The 14,795-nt window shown below is 63.2% G+C and carries 17 protein-coding genes; 2 read left to right on the top strand and 15 right to left on the bottom strand.

Annotated features, from left to right (window positions below; genetic code table 11):
- Positions 1-2: 2 nt before the first annotated feature.
- From JS531_RS06560 to JS531_RS06495, 14 genes are all read right to left on the bottom strand, one after another.
- Positions 3-629 carry an ABC transporter ATP-binding protein gene (locus JS531_RS06560; protein WP_055427673.1) on the bottom strand — a complete coding sequence of 209 codons (627 nt, stop codon included), beginning with the start codon at positions 627-629 and terminating at the stop codon, positions 3-5.
- Between the two features lie 65 nt (positions 630-694).
- Complete coding sequence (locus JS531_RS06555) at positions 695-1,381, bottom strand: hypothetical protein (RefSeq protein ID WP_094729292.1); 687 nt, start codon at positions 1,379-1,381, stop codon at positions 695-697.
- Between the two features lies 1 nt (position 1,382).
- Positions 1,383-2,081: a hypothetical protein gene (locus JS531_RS06550; RefSeq protein ID WP_055427671.1), complete on the bottom strand. Its 699-nt coding sequence runs from the start codon at positions 2,079-2,081 to the stop codon at positions 1,383-1,385.
- On the bottom strand, positions 2,071-2,922 hold the full coding sequence (locus JS531_RS06545; protein ID WP_094667176.1) for a hypothetical protein: 852 nt from the start codon (positions 2,920-2,922) through the stop codon (positions 2,071-2,073). Before JS531_RS06545 ends, JS531_RS06550 begins: the two co-directional genes overlap by 11 nt.
- A gap of 86 nt (positions 2,923-3,008) precedes the next feature.
- Complete coding sequence (locus tag JS531_RS06540) at positions 3,009-3,416, bottom strand: hypothetical protein (protein WP_174514764.1); 408 nt, start codon at positions 3,414-3,416, stop codon at positions 3,009-3,011.
- 141 nt (positions 3,417-3,557) lie between these two features.
- Entirely contained in the window at positions 3,558-5,225 is a 1,668-nt protein-coding gene (locus JS531_RS06535) for a type IV secretory system conjugative DNA transfer family protein (protein WP_094667175.1), read from the bottom strand.
- Positions 5,222-5,656: a hypothetical protein gene (locus JS531_RS06530; RefSeq protein ID WP_055427659.1), complete on the bottom strand. Its 435-nt coding sequence runs from the start codon at positions 5,654-5,656 to the stop codon at positions 5,222-5,224. Before JS531_RS06530 ends, JS531_RS06535 begins: the two co-directional genes overlap by 4 nt.
- Positions 5,653-5,961, bottom strand: a complete 309-nt coding sequence (locus tag JS531_RS06525) for a hypothetical protein (RefSeq protein ID WP_055427658.1) — start codon at positions 5,959-5,961, stop codon at positions 5,653-5,655. The genes JS531_RS06530 and JS531_RS06525 overlap by 4 nt, the downstream gene beginning before the upstream one ends.
- On the bottom strand, positions 5,958-6,671 hold the full coding sequence (locus JS531_RS06520) for a hypothetical protein (protein WP_094729293.1): 714 nt from the start codon (positions 6,669-6,671) through the stop codon (positions 5,958-5,960). Before JS531_RS06520 ends, JS531_RS06525 begins: the two co-directional genes overlap by 4 nt.
- Before the next feature lie 18 nt (positions 6,672-6,689).
- Positions 6,690-8,150 carry an antirestriction protein ArdA gene (locus JS531_RS06515; protein ID WP_214314287.1) on the bottom strand — a complete coding sequence of 487 codons (1,461 nt, stop codon included), beginning with the start codon at positions 8,148-8,150 and terminating at the stop codon, positions 6,690-6,692.
- Positions 8,147-9,145, bottom strand: coding sequence for a hypothetical protein (locus tag JS531_RS11075; RefSeq protein ID WP_240542083.1), 999 nt, complete (start codon positions 9,143-9,145; stop codon positions 8,147-8,149). The genes JS531_RS06515 and JS531_RS11075 overlap by 4 nt, the downstream gene beginning before the upstream one ends.
- A gap of 39 nt (positions 9,146-9,184) precedes the next feature.
- Positions 9,185-10,087, bottom strand: a complete 903-nt coding sequence (locus JS531_RS06505) for a PcfB family protein (protein ID WP_214314285.1) — start codon at positions 10,085-10,087, stop codon at positions 9,185-9,187.
- A 51-nt stretch (positions 10,088-10,138) separates the two neighbouring features.
- Complete coding sequence (locus tag JS531_RS06500) at positions 10,139-11,590, bottom strand: relaxase/mobilization nuclease domain-containing protein (protein WP_214314282.1); 1,452 nt, start codon at positions 11,588-11,590, stop codon at positions 10,139-10,141.
- The gene (locus tag JS531_RS06495; protein ID WP_214314280.1) at positions 11,581-11,985 is read right to left on the bottom strand and encodes a MobC family plasmid mobilization relaxosome protein; all 405 of its coding nucleotides are present in this window, start codon (positions 11,983-11,985) and stop codon (positions 11,581-11,583) included. The genes JS531_RS06500 and JS531_RS06495 overlap by 10 nt, the downstream gene beginning before the upstream one ends.
- Before the next feature lie 288 nt (positions 11,986-12,273).
- Between JS531_RS06495 and JS531_RS06490 the strand changes: the two genes are divergently transcribed.
- Complete coding sequence (locus JS531_RS06490) at positions 12,274-12,780, top strand: hypothetical protein (protein WP_214314272.1); 507 nt, start codon at positions 12,274-12,276, stop codon at positions 12,778-12,780.
- Positions 12,781-12,808: 28 nt separating this feature from the next.
- Positions 12,809-13,141, top strand: a complete 333-nt coding sequence (locus JS531_RS06485) for a hypothetical protein (protein ID WP_125981157.1) — start codon at positions 12,809-12,811, stop codon at positions 13,139-13,141.
- Between the two features lie 81 nt (positions 13,142-13,222).
- Here JS531_RS06485 and JS531_RS06480 read toward each other — a convergent pair whose 3' ends face one another.
- Complete coding sequence (locus JS531_RS06480; protein ID WP_214314270.1) at positions 13,223-14,782, bottom strand: ParB/RepB/Spo0J family partition protein; 1,560 nt, start codon at positions 14,780-14,782, stop codon at positions 13,223-13,225.
- Between the last annotated feature and the right edge of the window lie 13 nt (positions 14,783-14,795).

The following is a 14,795-nucleotide window of genomic DNA, read 5'->3' as shown; positions in this document are numbered from 1 at the left end:
GCTCATCCGAGTTTGCCGTCGGTCATGGTGTAGAGGTGGTCGGCGATTTGGTTGAGTTCATCGCTGTGGTGGGAGGCGATGATGGCGGTCCGTCCCATGTCGCGCTGACGTTTCATCTCATTGAGGAAGATATCCACGGAGTGTTCGTCAAGGCCGTTGGTGGGCTCGTCGAGCAGGATGAGATGCTGATGCTCCATGAGGGCCTGGACGATGGCGAGCTTCTGGCGCATGCCCAGGGAGAACGACTTGACCTTCTCGTGCCTGTGGTCGTTCAGTCCGAACAACGTCAGCAGCCGTGTGGTCTCCCGCTCGTCGTAGGTATGGTTGATGCCGGCGAGATAGCGCAGGTTGGCGTCTGCGGTTTCGGAGGGCATGAATCCGGGGTTCTCGATAATCACACCGACCATGTCGGGGAGCTTGCGGTTGAATTCGACCGTTTTGCCGTTGATGGTCACGGTCCCGCGGTCGGGACGGATGAATCCGCATACGGCCCGCAACAGCATGGTCTTGCCGGAGCCGTTGGCGCCGACCACGCCGTATATCCGTCCCCGTTCGAAGTCGGCGTTCACGTCTTTGAGGACGGTCCTGCCCTTGAGCGTCTTGGTGAGGTTCCTGACCTGCACGTACATGATGTTCCCCTTTCGCTGGTAACAAAGTGGTTGGTTTTCCGATTGGCGACGTCATCCCGACCTCTTCAGAGAATCTGCATCCGATTGAACGCGATCAGGTTCGCCGCGGCGCATATGAGGATCGTCAGGATGGCCGCGGGCATCCAGTTCGGTACGTGAAGCGGACCGACGGCGAGCAGCCACTGCTGCGGTTCCGAGAACGACATGAGCAGTCCCAGCAGTACGACCACGACGAAGTAGCCAGCGATGCGCGACCCCGACAAGTAGCCAAGGTTCGCGGTCAGCATCGCAGCCAGCAGCACGCACGCCGCGCACACGGCCGAACCTGCGAACGCGACCGGGTCTTCGTCCGGGAACATGATCCGCTGGGCCACGGCTTGGATCAGGGTGTAGACGACGCAGTACACGGTGATCATGAGCAGGTAGGCGAGGAACCGTCCCGGTCCCCGGCCGCGTCTGACGTACACCATGCACTCGGGCACGGCGAGCCATTCCGAGAACTGCTCCAACGGGATCGCCATACCGAACAAAGCGTACACCAGTGCATACATGTTGTACGCCAGCCCCGGAGTGAACGGCGAATCCGACGAGCGGAACATGCCGATGAACACGCCCGGATCCATACCGCTGATCAGGAACCGGTACACGACCACCGCGTAGATGACGAGCAGCATCGCGCGCAACCCGTTGCGCCGATGTAGCGACTGCAGGAACCGGGCCATCTGCCACTTCATCCGACCACTATCGTTCATGTCACGCCTCCAACCTGTCCATGTGTCCAAAGGCGACGACGTTCGCGACGACGAGCAGCAGACACCAGCCGACGAACGGCGCCACCTGCCCGACGAGCACATCCGACCAATAAGGACTGATCGGATACCAGAAGTAGTACACGTACCGGGTCACCTCGCCCGTCAACGGCAGCAGCATCCAATTCGCCAACAGCAGGATGGCAATCAGCACCGGCAGCGTCCGCGAGAACGGCAGCCCGCAGTTCGCCAGCAGCAGCACCAGCAGCGACACGGCCACGCACATCATCACCGTCTGCACCGTCAGCATCGCCGTCAGCGACAGCGAGCCCGGCTCGAACGGCCGGCCGAGCAGGACGAACTCGGTCAGTGCGAACACCACACCCGAGCACGCCCCTGTCAACAGGCCCATCAGAGTCAGCCACGCGAGGTTGTGCCGCAACTCGTTCCTCGGATCGCGGCGCACCCGTTCGAACGCGCCATACCTCGCACTGCCCGCGCCCACCGCGATCAGACACGGCGGCAACGAGCACAAAGTGGCGCCCACACGCATGAACCCGATGTAATCGTCGTGCAGGGATGGGGCCAAGCCCCCGTATAGCAGACTCACGGCGCATACGGCGCCGATCAGGGACACCAGCCCCACTGCGATACGCATCACCCGTGGCGCGGTCCGGAACGGATGGAACAGATCAGAGCACATCGCGGGCCTCCTTCACCCGCGCGAGCACCAGCGAGCAGACCGTCATCCCGACCGTCATCAGGAGCATCCCCAAGTAATTGCGCCACGCGGTGCCAGGCGCATCCCAATGCGAGAAATTCAGGAAGATGATCTGGCTCCACTCGTCGGGAACCAGGCCACCGGTCAGCGCGGGCAGCATCCACCACACCAGACTCGCCACGAACGGGACCAGCAGCTCCACATGCCTGCGACGGATGAACAGGGACGAGCCCAACGCCAACAGGGCGAACGCACCCGACAAGACAAACACCAACAACAGGATCACCGCAATCAGCAACGGCTGACTCATCCTGTACAACGGATACGCCCACGACGACGAATCAATCAGTACATATTTAGGCAGCATCATGCCATTCTCATCCGCCGATGTACCTTCGATGAACGACAACTGTGGTGTCCGAACAGCCGAAACCAACAGGTTGACGATCAACGGCAACACCCCACCCAAGCCACCCAGCACAAAACCGGACAGCATGCTTGTATGCAAAAGCGCGGAACGTCCCTCGCGCGGAAGCATGTTCAGCAGGCGACCGCTACGCTCCTCCACCGCCCACACGCTCCCACCCATCAGGGCCGCGAAGAACGGCAGCAAATACAGATACAATGTGGATGCCGAACCATACTGGTTGAATAGCATCACATCCTTCAGGAGCGATGGCGCACTTTCCCTGATTCGATACCCCGCGTGGTACGTGGTCCAATACTGCACCGCCATCAGCATTACAGACATAGCCACGACAACCAGCAAACGAACACTGCACACGTTTCGCGCCAACTGCCGACGGAATACAAATCTATTCATGCTTTACTCCCTACTCCCATATCGTTCTAATGACGATGTGGGTGACGCCGAATATGTGGCACCACCCACATCGTTATTAGTCGTTATCAGTTAGAGTCCGGACTCCAGACACCATACGCAGACGTTGCAGAGATGTAGTTCTCTACATTCTGCATACGCAAATGAATTTGCTTGGGGCCGTTCTTGAAAGCGTTATTTGATACAAGAGCACTCTTATTGCTGCGCAGGAATTCAACGCTGGATGACACGTCATCATTGCTGTATCCAAGGGCCCATACCCTAATGGTACGATTCCCAGATACATTATCAGCTCGCACGAAGGAAGCTGAGCTATTCTGCTTCTGCCGGTTAGGGGTATCGAAGGTAGACCAGTTCTTGGCATATCCGCTCCAGCTGCTGCTGCTCACGTTGCCGGCGATTGCCGGTGTTGCGAAGCAGGCCATAGCCAGCATCGGTATGAAAACGCCAAGAAGCTTGCGCTTGACGGTGTTCATGATGACTCTTTCTCTTTTAAGGGTGTACGTCTGACGAGGCTTCACCAGACGCTGAGGATTCATCAACGTCTTTGTGATGAACCTCACATTTATACTGGCACTTTATTCAAAACGCTGCCTGTGAAAAGAGGGGTTTGTCATCTATAGATGACAAACCTTATTGCTAAGGAACGGCGGTATGCCTCTGAGTAGGTAGATGCACTGGTTGGCAGGTATGCGTCCGAGTTCGTCCGGGGTGAGGAGTTTTCGGGCGTTCTTACGGGTGCTGCGCGTCCAGCTGCCGTTGAGGCCTTTGGTTTCGCTGGTTTCGATGACGTCGATGGTCTGGTCTCCGAGTCGGTCGCTGATGTATTTGGTGGTGCTGGGTTCGTTGCCGCCGAGGAAGAGCTGGCTGTCGCAGTTGCCGGCAATGGTTTCCCAGTCATCCCGATAGAGGCTCTTGCCTTGGCTGACGGTCTGGAGGATGATGCTGCAGCTGATGCGTCGGCTTCGTATGGTGGCGATGAGCCTTACGAAGTTGGGGATTTTGCCGATGTTGGCGAATTCGTCGAGCATGCAGTGCACGTCGCGGTCGAGCACGCCGTCGGGTTTGGCGTCGGCTTTGCGCACGAGTGTTTCGAAGAGGCATTGGTAGAAGACGCTGGCGATGAAGGAGAACGTGGCGTTGGTGTCGGGCAGTTCGAGGTAGATGATGCGTTTGCCTTGGTCGAGGGTTTCGAGCCGGATGTCGTCGCCGTCGAGGATCCGGCGTACCTCGCGCACTTGGAGAGGTGAAAGGTGGACGCCGGTGGTGATGATGATGCTTTTCTTGGTTTCGCCGGCGCCTTTGAGGAACGTGTTGTATTGGGCGCATGCGAACGCGAGCCCGTCGAGCATGCTCCGGGTCTCCTCATCGTAGTCGTCGGGGTGTTCGCGCATGCGGTGGATTTCGGTTTGGGCTTCGGCAAAGAGCGCATCGATGATGTATTCCTTGTCTTCGTCCTGTTCGCTGGCTCCCATTCGGTCGAGTGTGTCGGTGACTTGGTTGAGGGTGGGGTTGTTTTCGGTGTAGTAGGTCCATGCGATGAGGGCGCATAGGAGTGCTTTTTCGGCGTCCTGCCAGAAGCTGTCTCCGGTTTTGCGGTCTCCGTTGGCGTTGGTGACGAGGTTGTCGGTCAGACGCAGGATCGCGGATTGGGGTTCTTCGGGGTCGATGTAGCGCATGGGGTTGAACCGGTCGGACCGGTCGAGGTGGATGAGGTCGAGCGTGTTGACTTGGTATCCGCGATCGCGCATGGCGTGTTCCGTGTCACGTTTGAGTTCGCCTTTGGGGTCGGTGACGGCCCAGTTCATGTCCACGGACAATAGGTTGGGTTTGACGTAGTAGCGGGTTTTGCCGGAGCCTGATGAGCCGAGCAGGAGCGCGTTGAGGTTGCGCAGGGTGCGTCGCGTGTCTATGGAGAGCCGTTCGGTCGCGGTGAATCGAATGTTGCGGGATTCCACGGGGTCGATGAACGGTTTGATGTCCTTCGGAGTGCCCCAGTGGGCGGAACCGTGTTCCTCGCCGCTGCGCAGGTTCAGGCGCGCCGTGTACTTGTATGCCCAAATCAGCAGGCCGACTCCCATTGCGGCGAGTCCGCACAGCAAATCGGTATGGTTCGTGGATAGGTGGAATGGATGGTACAGGTCGAGCCAGAATCTGTTCATCAGGTCGATCACGCTCGTGCCTTCATCCAGGTCGGTGCGTATCTGGTAGCCGATCTTGTCGCCCAGCCAGAACAGTGTGAGCAGTCCCATGGCCGCGGGCAGTATGGCCTGTAGGCGTTTCATTGGTTTCCCTTGTCTCCTCCCACGCTGACGCGGTGCTGCGTCATGGTTCTTCGTATGTCATCTCCAACGAATGCTTCGGCCGCTTGCGAAATCCGACTGTTGATGCGGTGTTCGGCGCGGACGCGGATGTTCGTGAGCGTCTGTTCCCTAGTCCATGGCGGATCGTCGGCCGCGGGCTGCATGACGGCGGTGTCCGCTTGCAAAGGCTTATCGCGTCCGAGTGCCGGCTGTCTGTTTCCCGCGTCGGCGGCGCTGGTGATGCGCGTGAGACCTTGGCGGTTCTCGATGGTGTCGCCTCCGTCGCACATCGCGGCAAGGATGCGTCCCACGGGTGTTTCCGCATCGTAGATGGCCGAGTTCCCGCGTGTGATTGGAGTGCCAACGGTTTCCTCGCCTGCATCGATGATCGTGATTGTTCGCGCCGTGTTCACGGGAGTGTGTCCTTGACGCTGGTGTGCAGGGCCATCTCGTCGGCCAGGATGTACACTTCGTCGGCGTTTTCCTCTTCGTGGATGATGCCGTGGACGATGAGTCGTCGTCCCTGCAGTGCGCTCTGTTCGCGCAGGTATGTCGCATGGTCTCCGGCCGCGTGCACGCGGATGATGAGCGGCGTGTCCATGGTGCCGGCGTTCACGGTCAGGGTTGCCGTCGTCCTGCCGTCGCCGTCGGTGTGGAATCTGGCGTCATCGGTGAGGATGCCGCGCGCATAGGCCTGCGGATGTCGGGCGTCGATCATCGGCTCGGCCTGCGTTTTCTGATGGGTTTGTCGATGTTCGGGGCTTTGCCTTGGACGGCGTTGATGGCGTCTCGACCGATGGCGCGGGCGTCGCGGCCGCCTCCGGTGAGCGCGTCGGATTCGGCGCGGGCCTTGGACACCCGAACGTGTTTGGAGGCGAGCGTGTCGAGGGCCTGTTCCCGTGCGGCCATGACCCGGATGCTCCACGGGTCCCGGTAGTCGTCGATCGGCTGGCTGATGCGGGTGCGGTCGGGCAGTTCGTTGCGTCGGGTCTTGCGGTCCACCGGGTAGGAGCGGCATGCGGGGTTCGCGGATTGGATGTAGTGGATTGCGGTGGCGAGGTCGGCGATGCGTTCCTCCGCCGTTTTGTCCATGTCGATGAGCACGCGGCCTTGCACGTGTTGTTCGTCGCATACGGTGCGCGTCCATGTTTCGTAGTCGCGCACGTCAACGGTGTCCCGTTGTTCGCTGTCGTGCTGGTATCGCGTGGCGTCGAACCGGTAGGTGATGTCGTGCGGGTGCACGTCGGCCGACCATTCGGGCAACGGTTCGATGGGGATCTCGCGCAGGGTGACGAGCCGGTACGGTGGTTCGATGTCCCCGTAGGAGCCTTGGGGCTGGAGGATGCCGAAGCCTTCCATGCGCAGCTCGTAGCCGAGGCGTTTGAGTTCGTCCTGCAGTTGCCGGTAGGCGGTGTCCATGGTGGTCATGCTGGTCTCCTCGGCGGCTTATCGGTTGCGGGTCTTCGTCCGGTCCGGTGTGGACGGATGGGCTGTGGGGTCGTCGGCGCGCTGGCTGGCCCGTTGGCGTATGCCGTCGAGCACCGTGTCCCTGCCTTTCGACGTGTTCGGCTCTTCCTCTTTCGCCGATTTGGGGTTGAAGGAGGTGATGGGTGCGGGCAGCGCGTATCCCTGGTCGATCGGGGTGATGCCGTCGGCGGGGTCGAGTTCGCCGGCGGGTCTGGCGCCCATGGTTTCGGCGAGTATCGAGGCGGCGTCGCCGCGCCCGGTCCGGTCGGCGATGATGCGTTGGAGGGTGTCCTCCAATCCGGCGCTGATGTCGGTGGAATCGGCGGGCATGATGCACTGGTAGACGGGTGCTCCCCAGTTCGTCGCCGTGCCGGCGAGCGTGTATTCCATGATGCGTTCGCTGGGTTCGAGCAGTGATTCGAGCCGGAACGGTTCCCGTGCCGGCATCTGGTCGGGATTGGCGTGTTCTGCTGCGTGTTCGGCGACGAGTCGGGCGAACGTGGCCGAGCCTGAGGGCATGTCGCCGTCCAGCTGGTCGGCCACCGGTTTGACGAGGCCTTGGACCTGTCGGCGCAGGGTGTCGCCATCGGTGTCGTTGGCCTGCATGATGCGTTCGGTGATGCGTGTGGCGTCGTCTGATCGCATCACGTTGTCGTGCGTGTCTCCCCAGCGTTCGATCATCCGCATCGCGTCGGGGGTCGACTGCGTCGTGGCGTCGAGACCGGGCTCGTCGTCGGTGTAGGCGTCGATGATCTGCTTGAGTTCCGTGCCGGAATACCGTTTGGTGTCGGGGATGGTGGAGTCGAGCAGGAACCCGTGGTCGGCGAGGGTGACGTTGTCGTTGATGACGGCGTCGCGCCCGTATTTCGCCACGTCGAAGTACATGCCGTATGGTCCGTCAAGGAGTTTCGCGAGTTCGGTGCTTTGGTTGACGCAATGCCAGCCGTACATCTCGTCCAGGTCGGGCGTGTTCTCCTGTGTGATGCCTTGCGGCGGGTCGTAGGTCATGTATTCGATGTCCTCGGATTGGACGAGCAGGTTCGCCAGTCCGATCGGGTCGTGCACGCCGTTCATGTCGGCCGCCAGCCGTACAGCCTCCAATGCTTCGGGCTGGTCTTGCGCGAAGATCCGGGCGGCTTGCGCGAGCGTGTTCAGGGCGTGGAGGTCTTCGTATTCGCCGGGCCGGTAGTCGAGTGCGGCGAGCAGGCCCGTGTATTCGTGGTCGAAGATGCCGTATTCCTCATAGGTGACGCCTCCTTGGCGTCCGATCTCATAGGCTTGCTGCGCGTCGAGCGTCAGTCCTACCTGTTCGGTGAGGAACCGGTCGATCCGCTGTTCGTCCGTGGGCAGGCGCAGCCATCCGCCGATGAGCGTGCCCTCGTTGTATCGGCCGAGGTTGCCTACCCATACGTTGATCGTCAGATCGTCTTCCGCCATCATCGGCTCCTTGTCTGTGTTTGCGTCTGCGTTCTTGCCTGCGCGGTGGATGGTGTTTGCGCGCGGAGCTCGGCCCTGTCCTTGATGGCGTCGAGCGTCCGGCTCTTGCCGGCCGGCCGGGATTGCGCGGCCGTCTGTTCGGGGTTCTCCGGATCGGCTGCTGTGGGTGGTTCCTCGCCGGCTGGGGTGGCGGTGGTGGCGGTGACCGGTTTGTTTTCGGCGCGTTGCCTCGCATAGGCCATGCGTTGCGTTTTGACAGCGCGGCACAGCTGCCATGCGTCGTCGATGCGCATGGTCTCGCGTTGCTCGCCTTTGCCACGCCACAGTTCCACCGGTTCGCCGGGTTTGAAGCTGACGGTCACGTCGCGCCCGTTCAGTTTGGCGTCCCTCGCATGGCCGGTCAGGAAGCGGTCGAGCTGCCATCCGGTCAGGTCCACGCCGCGGATGCTGGTGCCTTGCGGTATCGCCACGCGCATCTTGTCGAACGTGCGCCCGTCCTTGGAGGTCATCCGGTACAGGTGCACGTAGCTGTTGGGGAAGTTCACGCGCGGCCAGATCTCCCTTGTTCTTCCACCGGCCGCGGGTTGCGTCGGCCGCTCGCCGCCGGGCCGGCCGACAGCTGTCTCGTTCCGCCTCGGCTCCGGGACCGGGACCTGCGCGTTCCCGGGCTGCTCGGGCTGCCATCGCGTCGGCGTCTGCATGGCGTCGGGCGTGTTCCATGATCGTGCGGCCTGCGTGCGGATGCGTTGGGCGATCTCGTCGGAGGCCTGATCGAGGTCCGGCACAGGGAAGCTGATTGAGGCGTCGGGCCATGCCTGGTTGTGGCGTCGGATCGCGTCATCGACGACCATGCGGGCGACCTGGCCCAGCCGATTGTCCTGCGGCATGCCGGCGGTCGCGTATTGCTCGCCGCGTCGTGCGATGTCCGCCAGGGCCTGCCGGTCGTTGTCGATGAGGTTGTCCATGAGCCAACGCGCGTTGGCTGAAAGCTCGGGCATGACGATGCTCCTTTCCGGTCATGGTCGTCGCGCATCCGTTCACCGGGTGCGGGTGCGTTGCTTCGAGGGCGCGGTGCGGCGTTGGCCTTCGATGCGTTTGCCGGCCCGCGTGCGGATGTCGTTCAAGGTCTGCTGCTTGGTTTTGGGGCGGCGCACGCCGCCGTCCGGGGCGGGGATGTCCATGCGGCTCCAGTCCAGGCCCCGTGAGCGTGCGGTCAGGGTTTCGATAGTGTCGGCGATGCGTCTGGCCTGGCCGGCCGGGTAGGTGAAGCGCACCGTGTCGTCGGCGACCCGTTGCGTGTGGTGGGGTATGTGGAGCCGGTCGAGCTGGTCGGTGATGATCGCAGCGTCGCGGTCCCAGGGCACCGTGCGGAAGTCGAACCGGCCGTTCGATGGCGATTCGGCGTCGAAGGCGAGGCGCAGCGCGTCGTCGGAGGGTTCGAGGAACGGGTTCGGCTCCTCTCGTTCCGGTGTCGGCATTGTCTCCGTGGCCGGCCGTGCGGGGTCGGCGTCGCCGGGTTCGGGAATCGTGGCGGTCTCCTGCCGGGCGAGTTCCCGGTTGAGGCGTTCGACGATGCGTGAGACGACGTGGTTGACCTCGTCGGCGTCCTTGCCTTGGAAGTGGAGGAAGGTGCGGCCGGTGTCGCGGTCGTGCTCGATGTGGAAGGTGATGCCGGCCTTTTTCAGGTCGTGTTCGAGCTGTCGGGCGTATCGTCCGGTGACTTCCTGCACGTTGATCGGCTCGCCGGTGCGATGCAGGGTTTTGCTGTCCACTTTGCCGGTGGTCCTGATCTGCCGTAATGTCTCGCCGGTGGCATGCACGCCGATGCCGAGCAGGTGCAGCGCCTTGTCGAGCCCGTATTTGGTCACGTCGATGATGACGCGCGTGCCTTGCTCGCTGACGCGCATCATGAGTTCCTGTGCCTGGTCCTCGGCCGCCATGGGGTTCTCCCGTCATCCGTCGTGGTTCGTTGCGTTCCAGCTTCCGCCGGCTCACCGGTTCCTGCGGCGGACACGATGCCCGTCATCGCGGCGTTGTTCGCGCCGTGCGCCGTCGGAGCGTTCGGCGGTTGGCGTGGTGCGGGCGATGAGCCGGCGCAGGGCGAGGGCGTCGGAGGCCAGGCCACGGGTCTCCTGCTCCTCGATGGCGAGCTGGGCCTCCAGTCCCGTGGCGTCGGCTCCCTGATCATGGTTGTCGGCGATGAGCGCGATCAGGGCGCGCATGTGCTTCGCGTTGCGTTCGACGGAGTCGGTGAGTCGGCCGAGCGTCGCCAGCCGGCCGTCGCCTTCGTCGATGACCTGGGCGAGCACCTTGAGCTCGCGCAGGCTGTCGGCGAGCCGGTCGCAGGCGATTGCCTGACGCAGCGCGCGTCCGTTCACGCCGATCAGGTCCTGGCCGTCGAACCGTTGACGGCAGTAGTCCTCCAGTCGCAGCGTGGGCCGCGCGAACCATGCGTACAGGCCCTCGCAGTCCGTTGAACGTGCATAGCCGCCGTTCTCGTCGGTGAGCACCTGTCTGATGTCGTCGGACAGGTAGGCGTGCCAGATCCTTCCGTCACGTACGAGCCGGTCGCACGGTATGGTCAGGTGCAGGCGTCCGTGCGTGCCGGGCACCCGAACGGTCACCGCCGTATCCGTCCGACGGGTGATCATGGCCTCGTGGAAGGTGATCTCGCTGAGTGTGCGCCGGTGGATCTTGCCCATGATGGCGAGCATGTTGTATGCCACGCCCAGTCGCCGGTCTCGGATTCCGCGGGTCTGCCCGCATGGCGTGTAGGTGATGCGTCCGCCGCGCACGGTCGCGTTGACGCCGAGCGTCGCGAGTTCGCGGCGGAAGCCCGCGAAGTCATGGGCGTTCATGCAGGCCGTGTCGATGCCGGTGCGCAGCCGGTCCTTGATGTTGCCGCCTCTGGCGCTCAGGTGGAGTTCCCCGATCGACGGGGCCACGCGCCCGGACTGTTTCGGCATGAGGGTGTGCAGCCCGTATTCGCGGCATAGCCGGTCGCTGATCTTCCGCCATTCGCCCAGGGTTCCTTTCCTCAGACGCAGGGCCTTGCCCGTGATCCGGTCTGCCGGGCAGATGAGGATGTGGTTGTGCATGTGGGACCTGTCGGTGTGGGTGGCGATCACGTAGTCGTGCGTGCCTCCGGTGATCTCCCGGACGAACCGTTCCCCGATCAGATGCGCCAATCGGGGCGTGACCTGGTCGGTGGGATCGAACGATTGGATCACGTGCAGCGCCAACACGGCCCCCTGCCGGCGTGAGCCGCCTTTCGTGGCGTCCAACGCACGTTCGAAGCCAAGGGCGATGGACTCGACGTCCGTGATGTCATCGCCGACGGTGGTCGAGGCCCACCGGTAGCCGTCGGTCTTGGCCGGGTTCGTCACGTAGGCGATGCTGCGGGCGAGCGTGCTTTTGATCTTGCCGATCTTGACTACAGCCATTCGGGCACCCCTTTGGGGTCAACGTCGGTCTCCACCCGGATGCTCAGGCCCGCGACCAGCCGTTCCGCTTGGCGCAGCTCGTCGAACACGCGCGAGAGCATGGCCAGGTCTGTCTCCCGCGTGGTGTTCGCGTGACGGGCGATCTGGTTGACGTTGTTGCCGATCCTCGCCAGTTGGGCGCTCACGTCATGCAGGTTCGCGGGCACGGTGATGCTGACGCGGTGGGCGCATCTGATCCGGTTGCGGGCGAACGCCATCCATCCCACGGGCCTGAGCCCGGCCTGGATGCGCTGACGGTTCTCCACTTTGAGCGAGTCCGCCACCCACCGCCATTCCTCCTCGCTGAACGTGACTGTCTTGCGGATCGTCCTGGAACGGTTGCCTTTCCAACCCATCGGCGCCTCCTCATATCGGGTTCCACGGGTGTCCCGCGATCGGCCCCGAGCCTCGCGGGGCCGCGCCGGTGTACGTACACCGGCGATGCTTGCTACACACCAACCGCCCCTCCGGGGAGGGGATGGTTGCGCACCGGTCAGTTTCGCCTGGGCGCCACGCCATGCGCGGCGGACTTCAGGTCACGTTTCGCATGCCGACGCCGGTTCCGTTTCGTGTCCGCCGGCATCATTGCCGGCGTCGTTCTACGATGCGGAGCAGTGAAGAACAATCACCGTGAGGAGACCGTCATGGCGAAGCCGAGGGAACGCAACCGGGCGATGCGCGCCATCGCCGACAACGCATTGGATGCCGAGTTGGAGGCGCTTCGGCGCAAACGCGGCGAACTGTCGCGTTTGGGTATCCTGCTGGACGATATGCGCTGGGCCGCGGAACGATTCCGTGACGCCGCCCAATCGTTCTGCGACGACCATCACATGCCTCGCGCCCAGCTCGTGCGCACGCTCAGGATGGAGCCAAGGGAGACGGGCATGGCGTTCCATGCCGTCACGCCCGACTACGGGCAGGCCAATCCCGCCGATAGTCACGGCGAAATCCATGATGACGAGGATTCGTCCCTCGAATCCGACGGCCGACCGGCATCCGCCGTCGATACGCCGGAGATTGCCCTGACGGAAGGCAACGCCGCAACGGCGAATGCGGCCGATGCCGGTGACGCCGGAGAATCCGGTTCGATTGGATTGGACCCGGAGGGATTGCGATTCGGTTTCCCGCGTCCTGGCGGCTACGCTGGATGACATTGGCTACATACGGGAGGTGACGGCGATGCCGATGCTGCTGGTGATGCTTGGCCTGTCGCTGGCGACGGGCGTGATACGTATGCTGATGCGTGGCGTGGCCTCGTGCCTTGCCCTGCTCGCGCACCCGTTGCGGCTCGTGGTGTTCCTCGCGAACTCCGTGTTCACGGCGTTCGCCATGCTGTCGGGATTGCTTATGCTGGCGTTCCTGCTCATGCATTTCCTCGCCGGCTCGGACGCTCCGGCATTGGACGGCTCGTTCGCGTTGATCGTCGCCGCGTTTCTCACGGCCGTGCTTGCGAGCATGCTCATGGATTGGTGCGACGCGCGGCTCCGACGACGCTCCTCCCGCCACGGCTGAACGTCATCCGCCGCCGCTTGGCTCCGGAAGGCGCGGGCGCGCATGCGCCGTCACGTTTCGCCATTCGCCCCCGTCCGTCGCTTATTCGGCGTCGTCCGGCTCGCCGGATGCGTCGTCGGCTTGCGACGCCCCAGCGTCATCCGGTTCGTTGCCCTGCCCTATGCCGGTATCCCTGCCATTGTCGTCGTCATCGATTGGTACGAGGGAGCCGTTGAGGGCTTCGGCTTCCGTGTCCGAGGTGCGGTAGCCGAGTGTTTCCAACGCCTCGTACAACGGTGCGGCGTGTTCCGCGATGGTCGCCGCGTCACGCCACGTTTCCCAGCTGACGCGCTCTTCGGCCAAGGCGTAGAGCAGTCCGAACGCGGCCCGTTGCGGGTCGCCGGCAATCATCGCGGTGACGGACTTGCGTAACGGGTCTTCGGCCTCGTCCTCCGGCTTTGCTTCATCGGCGTCGTCGCCCGCCGTGCCGATGCCGGTGATTTGCTCCCAGACGTCCTCGGCATGACTGTTCCATTGGTCGAATCCCTCGGTGAGCGTATCGAGCGCGAATCTCGCGGACAGCAGGGCGACGGCTTTGCCGATGCCCTTCGGCTGGGATTTCAGTTCCATGAGATGCGTCACGAACGCGATGCGCAAATCACGGCTTGCCCGCGCGAACTCCTTGGCCGGTGCCGTCTCGCGTTCCTCGCGTTCCCGTTCCTCGCGCCAACGCGCCTCACGCGCCTCGCGGGCCGCGGTCTCGGCCTCCTCGTCCACGGTTTCGTACAGGGCGATGCCGCGCGCCCATGACGCGCCTTCGGCCCGCACTCCCACGACGGGCGTGGCTCCGTCATGGGAGTCGCGCCATGCGTCGATGGCCTTGGCGATGTCGCCCGTGGTCAGCATCGTGGTGCGACGCAATCCCTTTGGCGAGTCATACCAGTTGTCCGTGTTCGGCTGTTCGTCGGCCGCGTCGATGCCCATGCGTTCCAATTCGGCTCGCGCCGTGTCGAGCCATTCGCGCCATGTTCGCTCCTGCCGGGCGTGCTTGACGGCCATGTTCCAGTTCTTGCCGCCTGCCGCCTCGGCGAGCCGTTCCTGAAGGTCTGGATGCCGGTCGAAGTCGGCGATGGTCTCCCAGTCGTCGATGCTCAGCTGGGCTGTTCCGGCCTTGCTTCGCGCGTTCTCGCCGATGGCGGCTATCTTCAGGCGTCGGCGCACCAATGACGTGGAACGGCCGGTGCGTTGCGCTGCCTCGTCCACGCCCACGCCCAAATCGAGAAGCCCCTGATAGCCGTCGGCCTCCTCGATGACGGTCAGGTCGGCGCGCTGGCTGTTCTCCACGAGCATGAGCTCGCGTTGCTCCCGTTCCGACAAATCGGCCACCACGGCGGGCACCCGGCTCAATCCGGCGAGTTTGGCGGCGGCGAGGCGGCGATGCCCGATGACGAGCAGGTAGCGTCCCTGCGGCGTGGGAGTGACGAGCAGGTTTTGCCGGATGCCCTGCGCGCGTATCGAATCCGCGAGTTCCGACACATCGCCTACGTCACGGCGCGGGTTCGCGGGGTTCGGATCGATAAGTCCCACGTCCAGCATGACGATGTTCGATTCCTCCATGCCTTCGTCGGCCGATACGGGACGTTCGATGATTGCGGTTTCCATGATTGTCTCCTTG

This window comes from Bifidobacterium sp. CP2 (genome assembly GCF_018555635.1).
In the GTDB taxonomy this organism is placed as follows: domain Bacteria; phylum Actinomycetota; class Actinomycetes; order Actinomycetales; family Bifidobacteriaceae; genus Bifidobacterium; species Bifidobacterium saguinibicoloris.
The sequence above is the reverse complement of the archived record's forward strand: the minus strand, read 5'-3'. Positions and strand labels throughout refer to the sequence as shown.